Source organism: Micromonospora sp. TSRI0369 (assembly GCF_001905625.1).
Classification (GTDB): domain Bacteria; phylum Actinomycetota; class Actinomycetes; order Mycobacteriales; family Micromonosporaceae; genus Micromonospora; species Micromonospora echinospora_A.
This window is the reverse complement of sequence record NZ_LIVU01000006.1, coordinates 81,568-96,700: the sequence shown is the minus strand read 5'-3', so window position 1 is coordinate 96,700 and position 15,133 is coordinate 81,568. Positions and strand designations below refer to the sequence as shown.

The 15,133-nt window shown below is 74.6% G+C and carries 16 protein-coding genes and 1 pseudogene; 6 read left to right on the top strand and 11 right to left on the bottom strand.

Going from position 1 to position 15,133, the window contains the following annotated elements; all coding sequences use genetic code 11:
- Window positions 1-990, top strand: a complete 990-nt coding sequence (locus AMK25_RS21200; protein ID WP_073830145.1) for an ABC transporter ATP-binding protein — start codon at window positions 1-3, stop codon at window positions 988-990.
- On the top strand, window positions 990-1,706 hold the full coding sequence (locus AMK25_RS21195) for an ABC transporter ATP-binding protein (protein WP_073830144.1): 717 nt from the start codon (window positions 990-992) through the stop codon (window positions 1,704-1,706). The genes AMK25_RS21200 and AMK25_RS21195 overlap by 1 nt, the downstream gene beginning before the upstream one ends.
- Before the next feature lie 97 nt (window positions 1,707-1,803).
- Here AMK25_RS21195 and AMK25_RS21190 read toward each other — a convergent pair whose 3' ends face one another.
- A complete protein-coding gene (locus AMK25_RS21190) occupies window positions 1,804-2,256 on the bottom strand; it encodes a GNAT family N-acetyltransferase (protein ID WP_073830143.1) in 453 nt (150 codons plus the stop codon).
- Between the two features lie 67 nt (window positions 2,257-2,323).
- On the bottom strand, window positions 2,324-3,472 hold the full coding sequence (locus tag AMK25_RS21185) for a helix-turn-helix domain-containing protein (RefSeq protein WP_073830142.1): 1,149 nt from the start codon (window positions 3,470-3,472) through the stop codon (window positions 2,324-2,326).
- Window positions 3,473-3,635: 163 nt separating this feature from the next.
- Between AMK25_RS21185 and AMK25_RS21180 the strand changes: the two genes are divergently transcribed.
- On the top strand, window positions 3,636-4,910 hold the full coding sequence (locus AMK25_RS21180; RefSeq protein WP_073830141.1) for a YncE family protein: 1,275 nt from the start codon (window positions 3,636-3,638) through the stop codon (window positions 4,908-4,910).
- A 51-nt stretch (window positions 4,911-4,961) separates the two neighbouring features.
- On the opposite strand, the gene AMK25_RS21175 is transcribed toward AMK25_RS21180, so the two are convergent.
- A complete protein-coding gene (locus tag AMK25_RS21175) occupies window positions 4,962-6,566 on the bottom strand; it encodes an alpha/beta hydrolase (RefSeq protein ID WP_073830479.1) in 1,605 nt (534 codons plus the stop codon).
- Between the two features lie 19 nt (window positions 6,567-6,585).
- Complete coding sequence (locus AMK25_RS21170; RefSeq protein WP_073830140.1) at window positions 6,586-7,698, bottom strand: ATP-dependent DNA ligase; 1,113 nt, start codon at window positions 7,696-7,698, stop codon at window positions 6,586-6,588.
- Between the two features lie 136 nt (window positions 7,699-7,834).
- Here AMK25_RS21170 and AMK25_RS21165 point away from each other — a divergent pair, with 136 nt between their 5' ends.
- Together AMK25_RS21165 and AMK25_RS21160 are read left to right on the top strand one after the other, a co-directional pair.
- Entirely contained in the window at window positions 7,835-8,047 is a 213-nt protein-coding gene (locus AMK25_RS21165; RefSeq protein ID WP_073830139.1) for a hypothetical protein, read from the top strand.
- Window positions 8,048-8,339: 292 nt separating this feature from the next.
- On the top strand, window positions 8,340-8,762 hold the full coding sequence (locus AMK25_RS21160; RefSeq protein ID WP_073830138.1) for an SRPBCC family protein: 423 nt from the start codon (window positions 8,340-8,342) through the stop codon (window positions 8,760-8,762).
- Here the strand turns inward: AMK25_RS21160 and AMK25_RS21155 are convergent.
- Window positions 8,737-9,224 (bottom strand): annotated as a pseudogene (locus AMK25_RS21155) (GNAT family N-acetyltransferase). The gene AMK25_RS21160 and the pseudogene AMK25_RS21155 overlap by 26 nt on opposite strands.
- Window positions 9,225-9,275: 51 nt before the next feature.
- Here AMK25_RS21155 and AMK25_RS21150 point away from each other — a divergent pair.
- The gene (locus tag AMK25_RS21150) at window positions 9,276-9,797 is read left to right on the top strand and encodes a DUF1990 family protein (RefSeq protein WP_073830478.1); all 522 of its coding nucleotides are present in this window, start codon (window positions 9,276-9,278) and stop codon (window positions 9,795-9,797) included.
- Between the two features lie 6 nt (window positions 9,798-9,803).
- Here AMK25_RS21150 and AMK25_RS21145 read toward each other — a convergent pair whose 3' ends face one another.
- The 6 genes from AMK25_RS21145 to AMK25_RS21120 all read right to left on the bottom strand — a co-directional run bounded on the left by AMK25_RS21145 (window position 9,804) and on the right by AMK25_RS21120 (window position 15,119).
- Entirely contained in the window at window positions 9,804-10,718 is a 915-nt protein-coding gene (locus AMK25_RS21145; protein WP_073830137.1) for a DNA-3-methyladenine glycosylase family protein, read from the bottom strand.
- A 147-nt stretch (window positions 10,719-10,865) separates the two neighbouring features.
- Complete coding sequence (locus tag AMK25_RS21140; protein ID WP_073830136.1) at window positions 10,866-11,525, bottom strand: COG4315 family predicted lipoprotein; 660 nt, start codon at window positions 11,523-11,525, stop codon at window positions 10,866-10,868.
- Window positions 11,526-11,730: 205 nt separating this feature from the next.
- Window positions 11,731-12,513, bottom strand: a complete 783-nt coding sequence (locus AMK25_RS21135) for an anti-sigma factor family protein (RefSeq protein WP_073830135.1) — start codon at window positions 12,511-12,513, stop codon at window positions 11,731-11,733.
- Window positions 12,510-13,208 (bottom strand): sigma-70 family RNA polymerase sigma factor, encoded by a 699-nt coding sequence (locus AMK25_RS21130; protein WP_073830134.1) that lies wholly within the window; start codon window positions 13,206-13,208, stop codon window positions 12,510-12,512. Before AMK25_RS21130 ends, AMK25_RS21135 begins: the two co-directional genes overlap by 4 nt.
- Window positions 13,209-13,290: 82 nt before the next feature.
- A complete protein-coding gene (locus tag AMK25_RS21125; RefSeq protein WP_073830133.1) occupies window positions 13,291-14,148 on the bottom strand; it encodes a spermidine synthase in 858 nt (285 codons plus the stop codon).
- Window positions 14,148-15,119, bottom strand: a complete 972-nt coding sequence (locus tag AMK25_RS21120; protein ID WP_073830132.1) for a hypothetical protein — start codon at window positions 15,117-15,119, stop codon at window positions 14,148-14,150. Before AMK25_RS21120 ends, AMK25_RS21125 begins: the two co-directional genes overlap by 1 nt.
- Window positions 15,120-15,133: the final 14 nt, after the last annotated feature.

The window sequence follows — 15,133 nt, the reverse complement described above, 5'->3', positions numbered from 1 at the left end:
ATGACCGCGACCGCCGAGGCGTCCGTGCCGGATCTGGCGTCCCTGCAACAGCGCGCGGCCGAACGGGCCGCGCAACGGGCCGGAGGACGCGACCGGTTGCGCGGGCACATCGTCTGCGACGGCCTGGTGCGCATCTTCAAGACCGAGGGCGTCGAGGTCGTCGCCCTGCAGGGCCTCGACCTGGTCATCGACCGGGGTGAGCTGGTCGCGATCGTCGGCGCGTCCGGCTCCGGGAAGTCGACGCTGCTGAACATCCTGTCCGGCCTGGACACCCCGACCGCCGGCATCGCCCGGGTCGCCGACTACGACCTGCTGTCGCTGTCGAACAAGCGACGGCTGGCCTACCGGCGGGAGGTGGTCGGGTTCATCTGGCAGCAGACCGGCCGCAACCTGCTGCCGTACCTGACCGCGCTGGAGAACGTGGAGCTGCCGATGAAGCTGGCCGGGCGGGCCGGCGGGCGGCGCAAGCGGCGGGAGCGGGCCCGCGAGCTGCTGGACATGGTCGGCGTCGGCTACTGCGCGGACCGCCGTCCGGGCCAGATGAGCGGCGGCGAGCAGCAGCGCTGCGCGGTCGCCGTGGCGGTGGCGAACGACCCGGAGATCCTCTTCGCCGACGAGCCGACGGGTGAGCTGGACGAGGCCACCGGCGCGGAGGTGTTCGCCGCGCTGCGCACCATCAACGCCGAGCTGGGGGTCACCATCGTGGTGGTCACCCACGACCACGCCGTGGCCGGCCAGGTCCGCCGTACCGTCGCGATCCGCGACGGCCGGACCGCCTCCGAGGTACGCCGGACCGCGCGCGTCACCGCCGACGGCGGCACCGAGATGGTCAGCGAGGAGTACGCGGTGCTGGACCGCACCGGCCGGATGCAGCTGCCGGCGCAGTTCGTGGAGGCGTTGTCGCTGCGTGACCGGGTCCGGCTCAACCTGGAACCCGACCACGTCGAGGTGCGCCCCGGCGACCGGACGCACGCCGAGGAGAGTGAGTGATGACCGACCAGACAGTGGTGCTGCCGGCGACGGCAGTGGAGGACGTGGTCCAGGTCGAGGGGGTGAGCCGCACCTTCGGCAAGGGCGAGCACGCCGTGCACGCCGTACAGGACGTCTCCTTCACCGCCCGGCGCGGCGAGCTGGTCGCGGTGCGGGGCCGCTCCGGCGCCGGCAAGACCACGCTGCTGAACCTGGTCGGCGGCCTGGACCGGCCGGACGCCGGCCTGATCCGGGTGGCCGGGCACGAGGTCACCGCCGCGGGCGAGCGGGAGCTGCTGGCGTTGCGCCGGGGCACGATCGGGTTCGTGTTCCAGACGTTCGGCCTGGTGCCGATCCTGTCCGCGGCGGAGAACGTCGGGGTGCCGTTGCGGCTGGCCAAGGTGCCGGCGGCCGAGCGGGAACAGCGGGTGGCGGTGCTGCTGGAGCTGGTCGGGCTGGGCGGGCACGCGGCGCAGCGCCCGTACGAGCTGTCCGGCGGGCAGCAGCAGCGGGTGGCGGTGGCCCGGGCGCTGGCGAACGAGCCGGACCTGCTGATCGCCGACGAGCCGACCGGTCAGCTCGACTCCGAGACCGGCCGCTCGATCATGGACCTGCTCCGGGCCGTGGTGCACGCCAGGGGGATGACCGCCCTTGTGGCCACGCACGATCCGGCGCTGATCGAGATGGCCGACCGGACGCTGACGCTGCGCGACGGCCGGCTGGCGCCGGAGGACTGACCCGGGTGACCGGGCCGCGCGCCTTCGGGTGGCGGCCCGGAGCCTGGTAGCGGCCCGGTGCCTGGTCGCGGCGGCCCGGCGCCTGGTCGCGGCCCGGTCAGAGCGCCAGCTTCATGCCCTCGTGGCTGGCCACGAAGCCCAGGTCGCGATAGAACCGGTGCGCGTCGGCGCGCTGCTTGTCGGTGGTGAGCTGCACCAGCGCGCAGCCGCGCTCCCGGGCCCGGTCGATCGCCCAGCGCATCATCGTCCCGCCCAGCCCACGGCCGCGCCGATCGGAGCGCACCCGCACGGACTCGATCAGGCACCGCTCGGCCCCGTGCCGCCCCAGCCCGGGGATGTACGTGAGCTGGAAGCAGCCGACCAGCTCCCCGCCGTCGTCGGCGACGATCAGCTCGTTGCGCGGATCGGCGTCGAGGTCGGCGAACGCCCGCTCGTACGCCTCGTCCACCTCGGGCAGGTCACGGGTACGCCCCAGCACGTCGTCGGCGAGCAGCGCGAGCACGGCCGGCAGGTCGGCGCGGACCGCCTCCCGGAAGATCACCTCGGTCACCCGGCCAGCCTGACACAGCGCCTCGTGCCGGTGTCGGCCGGTCTGACGTCGAGAAGGTGCGGCGGCGTCAGCCGCCGTCCAGCCAGCTGCGCAGCGCCCACCACCAGTGCACGGTCTCCGGCACCGTGCACCGCGCGCCCTCCTCGACCGGCGGCCCGCCGGTCAGCTCCCGCAGCCGCCGCAGCCGGTAGCGCACCGTGTTCGGGTGTACGTGCAGCTCGGCGGCCGTCTGGTCCAGCCGCTGGCCGTGGTGCAGCCAGGCGAGCGCGGTGCCCGCCAGCTCCCGGTGGAAGCCGTCGGCCGGGTCGAGCGCGCCGAGCAGCGTGCCACGCAGCAGCTCGGCCAGGACCGGCTGGGCGGCCAGCGCGGTCTCCCCGGCCAGGTCGGTGACCTGCCGCAGGCCGCCCAGCCGCCGGTGGGCAGCGGTGGCCAGCGCCGCCAGGCAGAGCGCGTACATGGCCGGGGCCCGCTCCAGCGGCTGCGCGGGCGCGACAAGCGTCAGCGGGCCGGCCGGCGCGGCGTCGGGCAGCCGCGGGAGCAGCCCGGCGAGCCGGTCGTCGACGGTGCCGAGCAGCCCACCGTGCCGGAGGAGCTGCCGGTGCAGGGCGTGCGTGCGTACCGGGTCGGGTGGCGCGGCGACCAGGCAGTGGTAGCGCCCGTCCGGCCGCAGCCCGAACCGGGTCAGCTCGGCCGGGAGCGTACCGGCGGGTCCGTCGCGCAGCAGCCGCCGCAGCAGGTGCACTCGGGCCGCCGCGCCGGTGCGTACCAGTTCCCGCTCGGCGCTGCGGTGCCCGTCGACCACCGCCCGCTCCACCGCCGCGGCGTACCGGCCGATGGTGAGCAGCCCTTCCAGCAGCACCTCGTCGGCGATGCCGGCGGCCCGGCCGTGCCGCACCACGAGTTCCACCGCCCGGTCCCGTCCGGCCTGCACCCCGCGCAGCAGCCCGGCCACCGTGACGCCCTGCGCGGCCCGGTCCGCGCCCAGCCGGCGGGCCTCGGCGAAGTCCCGCCCGGCCGGATCCTCGTGGCGTTCCAGCGCGCCGAGACCGCTGGTCAGCAGCAGGACGACCTGGCGGCGTACCTCGTCGGCGGGTAGCCGGGCCACCTCGGGGGAGTCCGCGCGGGCCGCCCGCGCCACCTCGTCGACCGCGGCCGGATCGGCGGACAGGTCGCGCAGCAACGCGCCGAAGGTGGGGACGTTCCCGGTCCGGGTCACGCCGCCTCCCGTTGTCGTCGCGGCACAACCGGGCCGCGCGGGCGTTGACGTCCGGTCCCTAGCCGCGGCGGCGGGATGGTTGCTCTCCTGGTTGTTGCCGCAAGGTAACACCGTTCGCGCCACTGAGAAACGTCGATGTCGTACCGGCTGCCAGGAGGCGTCCATGACCCCCGTGCCACTCCGCCCGCCCCGATCCCGCCGCCGCGCCGCCCTCGCAGTGCTGGCTGCGCTCGCCCTCGTCGCCCCGGCCCCGCTGATGACGGCGCCCGCCCCGGCCGCCGCCGCTGTCGCGCTCCAGGAGGTGATGTTCGTCGGCAACAACTGGGACGGCACCGCCGACGTCATCCGGTCCCGCGGCGACTACGCCAAGCTCGGCCGGATCAACGTGATCCCGGACCGCGCCGCGCGGCTGCGCGAGATCTACCTCAACCCGATCAAGCTGGCGTACTTCCTCGGCATCCGGCAGGGCCCGGGGGAGGGCCACGACCAGTTCGTCGACGACATGTACACCACCCCCGACGGCAGCGCGGTAGTCGTGTCCCGGCCCAGCTTCGCCGACGTCGTCTCGATCGACCTCGCCACCGGCGCGCTGCGCTGGCGGTTCCCGGTCTCCGGCTACCGCTCCGACCACATGGCCGTGTCGCCCGACGGCACCCGGGTCGCGGTCTCCGCCTCCACCTCCAACACCGTGCACGTGCTGGACATCCGCACCGGAGCGCAGCTCGGCTCGTTCGGCACCGGCGACAAGCCGCACGAGAACATCTACACCGACGGCGGCACCCGCCTGTGGAACATGTCCATCGGCGAGGTCAACACCGACCTGGACGCGCCCTGGCTCGACTGGACCAAGGGCGACCGGCGCATCACCGTCGCCGACACCACCACCTACCAGGTGGTCAAGGTGATCGACATGCGGGACCGCCTCGACGCCGCCGGCCGCCGCGACCTCTCCGACGCGGTCCGCCCGGCCGCGTTCACCCCCGACGGCAGCCGGCTCTACTTCCAGGTGTCCTTCTTCAACGGCGTCATCGAGTACGACGTGGCCACCGACCGGGTCACCCGCGTCGCCACGCTGCCGAAGAACCCGGCCACCAGCGAGGACCGCACCACCTGGGTCAACGACTCCCGGCACCACGGCCTGTCGATGAGCCCCGACGGCACCCGGATCTGCGTCGCCGGGACCATGGACGACTACGCCACAGTGCTCGACCGGGCCACGTTGCGCGAGGGGCCGCTCGTGCTCGCGAGCAAGCCGTACTGGGCCACCGTCAGCGGGGACGGCCGGGACTGCGTGATCTCCGAATCCGGCGCGGACCAGGTCACCGCGATCAACTTCGCGACCGGGCAGAAGGTCGCGAGCGTCCCGGTCGGCGACCACCCCCAGCGCGTCCGCATCGGGCACGTGCCGCAGGACTGGACGCCCCCGGCCGCCGGCTGACCGCCGACGTTCGACCGGCCGGCGTCCGGCTCCCGGCCGCCGGCCGGACCGTCACCGGGCCGGGCAGCGCAGCCCTTCCCGGGGGACGGTGAGCGAGATCAGGTACGCGTCGACCGCCGACGTCACGCACGACGTCTGCGGGTACGCGGTGTGCCCCTCGCCCTCCCAGGTGAGCACCCGCCCCACGCCCAGCATCGCGGCCAGGGCGGGCGTCTGCTCGTACGGCGTCGCCGGGTCACCCGTGGTGCCGACCACCAGGATCGGCGGCGCGCCGTTCGCCCGGCCGGTCGGATAGGGGTCCCGCTCGCCGGGCCACTCCACACAACCCAGCATCCCCACCGCCAGGGCGGGACCGAACAGCGGGTACTTCTGCCGCCACTGCGACTGCAACGAGCGGACCTGCTCGCGGGTCGGCTTCTCGGTCTCGTCGGCGCAGTTGACCGCAAGGTTGGCGTCGAACAGGTTGGAGTAGTGCCCGTCCGGCTCGCGGCCCGCGTACGAGTCGGCCAGCTTGAACACGGCGTCCGGGTCGCCGCCCTGCAGCTCGTCGATCGCCCGGGCCAGTTCCTGCCAGCCCTGCTCGGTGTAGAGCGAGGAGATCACCGCGTAGAAGACCCAGCCGGAGGTCGCCTCCCGGCCGTCCTGCCCGCGTACCGGGGAGGTCTTCGCCTTGGCGATCGCGTCGGTGACCGCACCCCGGGCGTCCGGGGCGATCGGGCAGCGGCCGGCGTTCGCCGCGCACCAGCGGGAGAAGTTGTCGAACGCCCGCTCGAAGCCCTTCGCCTGGCTCTCCGACCCGGCGATCAGCTTCTGCTGCGGGTCCACCGCGCCGTCGAGCACCAGCGCGCGCACACGCTGCGGATAGAGCTGGGCGTAGGTGGCGCCGAGCAGCGTGCCGTAGGAGTAGCCGAGGTACGTCAGCTTGTCGTCGCCGACCGCAGCGCGGACCGCGTCCATGTCGCGGGCCGCCTGCTCGGTGCCGTAGAGCGGGAGCTGGTCGCCGTACTTCGCGCCGCACCGCTCGCCGATGCGCCGGTTGAGGCCGACGAAGCCGTCGAACGACGACTGGCTCTCCGGGTCGGGGTCGTAGCCGAAGCTGGCGTCCAGGTCGGAGTCGGAGATGCACTTGACCGGGCTGGACCGGGCCACCCCGCGCGGGTCGAAGCCGACGATGTCGAACCGGTCGGTGATCGCCGTCGGCAGGCCGCCGAAGGCCGGGCCGAAGGACAGGTAGACGGCGGTGTCGACGCCGGAGGCCCCGGGACCCCCGGGGTTGACCACCAGCGAACCGATCCGGTCGCGCTGCTTGGTCGAACGGGCCCGGATCAGCGCGATCTCGAACGTCTCGCCCGCGCCCGGCCCGGCGGTCGCGCCGGTGGTCGCCCCGGTGCCCCAGTTGCGCGGCACGGCGATGCGGGCGCAGTCGTAGCGCATGTCCGCAGCACCCCGGCCGACCAGCTCGTTCGGCACCTCCGGGCAGGCCCGCCACTGTGGGGCCGTGCCCGGCGGGGCGGCCTCGCCCTCGCTCTCGGCGCGCGGCGCGAACGCCGGCAGCGTGCAGCCGGCGGTGAGCACCACCGCCGCGACGAACGCGGCGAGGGCGGGCCGGAACCGGCGGGTCCGGTCGGGGAAGCCTGTCACGTGGGCGCCTTCCATGATCGTGTCGACCGCCAGGCTACGCCCGGCCGACTGCGTCACCGACCGTCGCCGCCGGATCGCCGCGCAGCACCTCGTCGACGTCGTAGCGGATCGGGCGGTCGAGCTGGCCGTAGCCGCACGAGCGGGGATCACGGTCGGGGCGCCAGCGCAGGAACCGGGCGGTGTGGCGCAGCCGGTCGCCCTCCATCGCGTCGTACGCCACCTCGACCACCAGCTCGGGACGCAGCGGCTCCCACTCCAGGTTCTTGCCACCGGTCCACCGGCTCACCCCGCCCGGGATGCGCTGGCCGCGCTCGTGGTCGCCGTGCACCCACGGGTGCTCGCCGCCGACCTCGCGGTAGGGCTCCAGCTCGTCCAGCAGCTCCTTGCGGCGGGCCATGGTGAACGAGGAGCTGACGCCGATGTGGTGCAGCACGCCCTGGTCGTCGTAGAGCCCCAGCAGCAGCGAGCCCACCACCGGGCCGGACTTGTGCCAGCGGAAGCCCGCCACCACCGCGTCCATCGTGCGCGCGTGCTTGACCTTGAACATGAGCCGCTTGCCCGGCTCGTACGGCAGGTCGGCCGGCTTGACGATCAGCCCGTCCAGGCCGGCGCCCTCGAACACCTCGAACCAGCGGCGGGCCGCCTCCGGGTCGGTGGTCACCTGGGTCACGTGCACCGGCGGGCGTACCCCGGACAGCGCCTGCTCCAGCCGCTCGCGGCGCTGCGGATAGGGCTGCCCGGTGAGCAGCTCGTCGTCGATCGCCAGCAGGTCGAACGCGACGAAGTCGGCCGGGGTGGTCTCGGCCAGCAGCTTCACCCGGGAGGCGGCCGGATGGATCCGCTGGGCCAGCAGCTCGAAGTCGAGCCGGGGGTGCCCGCCCGGCCCGTCCCGGCGGATCACGATCAGCTCGCCGTCGACCGCGCACCTGGGCGGGAGCTGCCGGCGTGCCTGCTCCACCACCTCGGGGAAGTAGCGCGTCATCGACTTGCCGCCCCGGCTGGCCAGCTCGACCTCGTCACCGTCGCGGAACACGATGCAGCGGAAGCCGTCCCACTTCGGCTCGTAGGTCAGACCGGGATCGGTGGGCAGCTCGGCCACGCTCTTGGCCAGCATCGGCTCGACCGGAGGGTTGATCGGCAGGTCCACGGCGACCAGTCAACCAGACGCCACCGACAGTGGTGAGGCAGATCACCGGCGGGAGCCGGGCGGCGTGTCCCGGCCAGGACGTGTTCGTCACCGTCGCCCGGATGGTGGAACCGCAGGTCAGAGCTACCGTCGCGGCGTGCCGGAGTGGAGCTGCGGATGCTGCGGGCGCTGGCGGGTCAGCGTCGAGCTGATCCGTGGCCGCTACCGGTACCGGCTGGCGCACCGCTACCCGCCCGAGCACGGCGGCGGCGCGAACGTGGTCGGCGAGGTGGGCTCGGTCGCCGAGCTGGAGCGGCTGCTGAAGCGGTACGCCCCGGTCACCCTGGCCGACCTGCGCGAAGCGGCCTGACCCCCGCGCCGCCTACCCCTCGCACCGCCTGCCCCTCGCACCAGCGGACCGGGTCGGCCGCGGCCGGGCGGCGGAACACCCGGCCCAGGCATCTCCGCGGCCCTGCGAACCGGCGATCTTGGAGTTGTGGCACCTCGCGAAGTTCGCCAAAGGGGCATCCTGGGCGCCACAACTCCAAGATCGGCGGGCGAAGGCGGGCGAGGGTGCGAGGGGCGAAGGCGGGCGCGCGGGGCGGCGGCGAGACGGGGCGCGGGCGTAGCCTGAGCTGACGCGTCCACGGGGAGGAACGCTGATGCGGTTCGTGCAGTCCGTCGAGATCGCCGCCGACGTCGACCGGGTCTGGGCGGTGCAGACCGACGTGGAGCGCTGGCCGGAGTGGACACCCTCGGTCACCGCCGCACGCCGGCTGGAACCCGGTCCGCTGGCGCTCGGCTCGACCGCGCGGCTGGAGCAGCCGCGCCTGCGTCCGTCGGTGTGGCGGGTCACCGAGATCGAGCCGCCGTACTCCTTCGTCTGGGAGTCCACGAGCCCGGGCGTGCGCAGCCGGGGTGAGCATCGCCTCGTCGCGCTCGGCGACGGGCGCACCCGGGCCGAGCTGGCCCTGGTGCAGACCGGTCCGCTGGCCGGCCTGCTCGGGTTGCTCGCCGGGTCGATGATGCGGCGCTACCTGCGGCAGGAGGCGGACGGGCTCAGGCGTCGCTGCGAGCGGAACTGAGCGTCTTCTCCAGCACGGCGAGGCGGTTGCCGTTCTCGTCCGGCCGGTGCGCCACCACCCGGTAGCCGCGGCGCGCGTACAGGGCCAGGTTCGCCGCGCTGTCCGCGCCGGTGAACAGCGCGAACCGGGTCACCCGGCCCGCGCAGGCGTGCTCGACCGCGTCCAGCAGCCGTCCGCCGACGCCCCGGCCCTGCTGGTCCGGCGCGACGAGAGGCGGCCCACGTGGGCGGTGTCGCCGTCGACGCGGGCGCGTACCGAGCCGACCAGGCGGGGGCCGCGCCGCGCGGCGAGCACCACGTCCGGTCCGGCCAGCGCCGCCCGGACCTCGTCCAGCGTCTCGGTCAGCGGGGGCAGGAACACGTCCCGGTAGCGCTGCGCCTCCACCAGGTACGCGGCGCGCTGCACGGTGAGGATCTCACCGGCGTCGGCGACGTCGGCGGGGGCGATGGTCACGTCGGTCACCGGCTCAGCTCACCACAGGCCGGGGCGGCCGTACCCTGGCGGGTGTTCCCCGTGAGCGAGGAGGTGGCCGCCGTGCCCGAGCTGACGTACCCCGAGGTGGGCGCGACCCGCGACGGCGGCCTGCCGGCCGGCTACCACCATCTGCGCCACCGGGTCCGGCTGCCGGACGGCGGCTTCCCGGTCGCGGCGGACGCGCTGCTGGGCTGGCGGCTGCACCGCGCCGCTGGTGTGGTGATGCGCGCGGACGCGCCGCGCGCGGCTCCAAGGGTACGTGTCACGCCGGGACTGGGTGTCGGCCCGGTGCGCCTGTGGGGTCCGACCGAGGTGGTCTGGACGGTGGACGAGCCGGACCGGGCGGGGTTCGGCTACGGCACGCTGCCCGGGCATCCGGAGGTCGGCGAGGAGGCGTTCCTGGTCACCCGGGGCGCCGACGGCGTCTGGTTCGAGGTGACCGCGTTCAGCCGCCCCGCCCACTGGTACGTGCGGGCCGGCGGGCCGGTCGTGCTCGGCTTCCAGCGGGCGTACGCCTGGTGGCTTGGGCGGACGCTGCGGCGGCTGTGCCGGCGGCGCTGAGCCCGGTCAGTAGCGGGCGAAGGAGCGGATCGGGGCGCGCGGGCCGTACTTCGGCGCCTGCACACCTGCCGCCTCCAGCAGCACGCACACCCGGCCCCGGTGCCCCCGGAACGGCTCCAGCAGCGCCAGCATCCGGGCGTCGTCGCCGCGCGGCTCACCGGCCAGCGCCCAGGCCACGGTGTTCGGCACGTGGTAGTCGCCGACGCTGACCGCGTCCGGGTCGCCGTACGCGATCCGCACCACCTCGGCGGCGGTCCACGGCCCGATCCCGGAGATCGCGGTGAGCCGCCGGGTGGCCTCCGCCGAGTCGGCGCAGCGTTCCAGCCGGTCCGCGACGGCCGCCGCGCGGCGCAGCGTGTCGGCGCGTCGCTGCTCCACCCCGAACGGGTGGAACACCCAGTACGGCGTGGCCGCCACCGCGGCCGGCTCCGGCGGCAGCAGCAGCGGTTGCAGTGGTCCGGGGGCGGGCTCCCGGAAGTGCCGCACCGTGGCGGCGTACGCCCGGTACGCCTCCTTGCCGGTGACCTTCTGCTCGAAGACGGCCCGCAGCAGCCGGGGGAAGACCTGCCCGGTGGCGGGCATCCGCAGCCCGTGGTGGGTGTGGGCGAGGCGGGCCACCAGCGGGTGCGCGGCGGCGAGCGAGGCGAACCCGGTCAGGTCGTCGCACAGCCCGGCGATCCGGTCGGCCCGCTCGACCACCCAGTCGGCGCCCGGGCCGTACCCCTCGGCGGTCAGCTCGCCGGTTTCCGGGCGCAGCGCCAGCGTGGCCGGGCCGTCCGGGGTGCGGGTGGCCCACCAGAACGTGCTGGCGGCGATCCGCGCGCACGGGTCGTACGGGCTGAACGTGAGCGCCCGCACCGACGCGGCCAGCCGGTAGCCGGCCGGGGGGCGCAGCGTGCGGCGGGCGGCGGGCGAGGTCACCCGGTCACTCTGCCACGCGGCCCGGGCGTGACGGCGGACACGCCGTGCCGGGAGGCGGGGCGATGCCGGTGCGCCCCGCCTCCCGGGTCCACGACGGCGACCGGCCGCGCCCTCCCCGGCGGCGACCGGTCACCGTGACCTGGTACGTCAGTACGAGTAGTCCGACCCGCCGCCGGAGCTGTTCGAGCTGCCCGCCGCGGGCGGCGCGACCGCCTTGGGCGTGCCGGTCGGCAGGCAGGTCAGGTTCTTCTTGCCGTTGGGGTCGACCACGAACCAGGTGCCGCCGACGCCCTGGCCCTTCCACTGGCCCGGCTTCTTGTCGCCGATGTAGCGGTAGACGGGCCAGCCGCCGATGGTGAGCTGCCGCGTGCCGTCCTGGCGGGTGATGGTGCCGACCTTGTCGTCGGAGACGCCACGCAGCTTCGGGTTGCCGTCGGTGAGCGACGGCGGCCAGACCTCGGCGCACTTGTCCACGCAGTTGGACTGCGGCGGGTCGTCGGAGTCCTTGTCGAACCGGTACAGCACCCAGCCGTCCTGGTCGGTGACGACGCGACCCATCCGGGGCAGCTTCTTGCCGACCAGCTCGTCGGTGATCTTCACGTTGGCCGGGGGCGCCTTGTCCGCTACCGGCTCCTCCTCGGGAGCCGCCGACGCCTCCGGCTCGGCCGCCGCGGTGGGTTCGGCCGCGGCGACGGCGACCGGCTCGGCCGCGCTCGAGTTCGCCCCGTTGTAGCCTGCGGGGGCGCAGGCCGTAAGTGCGACCATCGCGCTCGCGACGATGACGGTCGTCCGCTTGTGGTGTGCCACGTGCCCTCCTCGTTCTTGGCAGTTCGCCGAGTAGTACGGGCGCAGCACTGTCAAGGTTGAAGTCGAAACGGTGGCACATTTCACAGTGGGCTGATTGAACCGATAGCCGTTCTGGCGCGTGCGTCAGCACGAGGGGGTCCGTCGGCCCGGACACGACACGACGGCGCCGGGCGGTCCAGCCGCCCGGCGCCGTCGTCGTACCGGATCAGATGTCGTCCACCGTCACCAGCGGACTCGCCACCCCGTTCGCGTCGACCGACTGCACCTGAAGCTTGTCGATGTCGCGCACCGGGGCGGAGGTGGACGCGGTCAGCTCCAGCGGAAGCTGGTTCTGGTTCGTGCCGTACCCGCCGGCCGGCACCGACCAGGTGGAGATGACCTCGCTCGTGGCGTTCTTGCGCACCACCACCAGCCGGCAGACACGCGGCCCGGGCAGGCGGCTCAGCTGCACCGAGACCTGTGTGCCGTACTCCTTGCGCGCCAGCCACATGGTGGTCTGCACGCCGGTGCCCGCGTCGGTGGCGTTGTGCTGGTCGCCCTCGATCGGCTTCTCCCCGCCGACGCCCGGATCGTTCGGGTTGCCCGGCTCGCCGCTCGGCGCCGCGGTCGGCGCCGTCTGCGTCGGCCCGGCCTGCGGCGTCGGCGCCGGCTCGTCGCCGAGCATCCCGGCGGCGACCCCGCTCAGGCCGCCGAACACCACCACTGCCGCCGCTGTCGCCAGCAACTGCCGCACCCGGGTACGACGGCGGTCCCGCCGCACCGCCACCAGCGTCCGGTCCAGCAGCGCCGGATCGGTGTGCGTCTGCTCCAGCGCGGCCATCGCCTCGCCGTCTATGCCGGAGAGCAGCCCCACCACCGGGACCATCGTCTCCAGTTCCGCGGCGCAGGCCCAGCAGGTGGCCAGGTGCTCCTCGAACCGCTCCGCGTCCTGCGCGTCCAGCACGCCGAGCGCGTACGCGGCGACGTCCATGTGATCGGCCCGGCTCATTCGGTCACCCCCCTCTCCTGCAGAGCCGTGCGCAGCGCGCGCAGCGCGTAGTAGACCCGCGACTTGGCGGTGCCGAGCGGAAGCCCCAGCTCCTCGGCCGCCTCCGGCACGGTGCGTCCCCGGAAGTACGTCGCCACCAGGATCTCCCGGTGCGACTGACTCAGCGTACGCAGCGCGTCCGCCACCGTCATCGTGCGCAGCACCCGGTCGGTGCTGTCCGACTCGGCGAACGCGGTCAGATCCCGGTCGTACGTCTCCGGCGGGCGGGCCTGCTCGCTGCGGTGCTCGTCGATGGCGATCCGCCGGGCCACCGTGACCAGCCAGGGACGCAACGAGCCCTGGCCCTGCACGCCGAGCCGGTGCGCGTTGCGCCAGGCCCGCAGCAGCGTTTCCTGGACGATGTCCTCGGCCCGCTGCCGGTCCCCGCCGGTCAGCCGCATCACGAACATCAGCAGCGGGCCGGCGTGCTCCGCGTACAGCAGACGGATCAGCTGGTCGGAGTGGCTGGCCTCGGCGGAGGTCGCCTGGTGGCGTCCGGGAGCGGGTCGCGGCGGCACCGGGTCATTCTGGCGATCGGCGGGCCGGGCGTCGACCCCCCGGCGTGAACGCGAGGCGCGCGAGTGTGGTTGTGCCCGGGCGAACATCCACTCGGGCCGCGCCACTTCGCCGTGCCAGCCGGCCGCCACCGCATGCATGCAGACCTCCGCTGTCCAATGACATCAGCCGGCCCCCCACGGGCATGGCCGTCCGGTGATACGCAGCGACCAGCCGATCGGATCAACGTTTGACGGAAAAAATTCCTGGCGGCGGGGGAGTGGAGTCGACGGCGTCCGCGTCGTGGACCACCGCCGCGCCCCCGGTGAACCGGTCCAGCTCCGCGCCGGCCAGCACCCGCCCGGGGAACCAGTCGCCGGCCGCCCGCCGGGCCAGCTCCGGCACCGGCGGCTCCACCCGGGACGCCACCAGCACCAGGTTGCCGTACCGGCGGCCGCGCAGCACCGCCGCGTCGCCGACCAGGCAGGCCCGGGGCAGCACGGTACGCACTGTGGCGACCTGCGCCTTCGCGTGCCGCAGCGGCGGGCCGTCGGCCACGTTCGCCAGGTAGCTGCCGCCGGGCGCCAGCACCCGAGCCACCTCGGCGGCGTACTCCACCGAGGTCAGATGCGCCGGGGTACGGGCACCGGCGAACACGTCCGCCACGATCACGTCGTACGCGCCGTCGCGGCTCGACGTCAGCGTCGCCCGCGCGTCGGCCACCCGTACCTTCAGCCGCGGATCGGACGGCCAGGGCAGCTCGCGGCGGACCAGCTCCACCAGCGCGCCGTCCACCTCGGACACCCGCTGCGTCGAACCCGGGCGGGTGGCCTGCACGTACCGGGGCAGGGTGAGCGCGCCGCCGCCCAGGTGCAGCACCCGCAGCGGCGCCCCGGCCGGCGCCACCAGGTCCAGCGCGGCGGCGAGCCGCCGGATGTACTCGAACTCCAGGTGAGCCGGGTCGGTCAGATCCACATGCGACTGCGGCGCGCCGTCCAGCAGCAGCGTCCACGAGCCCGGGCGGTCGACGTCCGGCACCAGCTCGGCCCGCCCGGTGTCGACGTCGGCCACCACCCGGTCGGAGTCGCGTCGCCGGCCCATCAGCGCCGCATCCCGCGCGCCGCCGTGGTGAGCACCCGGTGCAGCAGCCGCGCGTCGCCGAGCATGCCGCGCAGCCGGCGTTCGAGCCCGGCGATCGGCACCAGGTTCTGCGGGGCACGCGGATCCTTGTACGGGGTGGAGGCGAACCGGGGCAGCGTCACCAGCGACAGGTCGGCCAGCGCGACCGCCTCCGGCACTGTCAGGTCGGCCGAACACTCCACCCGCACGATCCCGGCCCACGGCGCGCCGGCGCGCACCGGCAGACGCAGGTACCAGGACCAGCCGCCCCACGCCGTGCCCAGCCGGAACACCGGGCAGCGCTCACCCGGCGCCAGCCCGGTCACCACTGCTGTCAGCCGCCCGTCCAGGTATTGGCTGTGCTGCGTCTTGATGTACCCGAGCGTGCGCGGCAGGTTCCGCCGGCTGCGCAGCGGGCCGTCCACCACCAGCAGGTCGCCGTCGGTGCGTACCGCGTCGGAGACGGCCACCTCCAGCGCGGTCAGCGGCGCCTGCACCGCGGCGGGCAGCTTGCTCAGCTCGCCGGTGCCGCTGACCCGGTGCACCGGGTAGCGGACCGTCCCGGCGATTACGTCCTGCGCCGACGGGCTCGCCGTGAACAACCCCCGGCCGACCCGGGCGCCGGCCAGCTCGGCGGCGCCCCGGTCCAGGTCGCAGCGGACCACACCGGCCGCGTACGAGGCGGCGATGCCGGGGAACGAGCCGCCGTCCTCCTCGGCCGTCCAGACGCTGGCGTCGATCCGGCGTACCCCGTCGACCAGCAGCACCACGTCCGGCGACCGCACCCCGGCGCGGGGACCGATCGCCCGCCAGTCGGTGGCCGGCAGCTCGACGTCGGCGTCCACCTGGGCGCTGCTCGGCGCGGCCGGACCGGCCCCACCGGCCGCTTCGAACGACGCGCCGTACGCCGGATCCCACGCGTCGACGAAGAACGCCGGCGACGGCCCGGTCACGCGGCGCTCCGCCG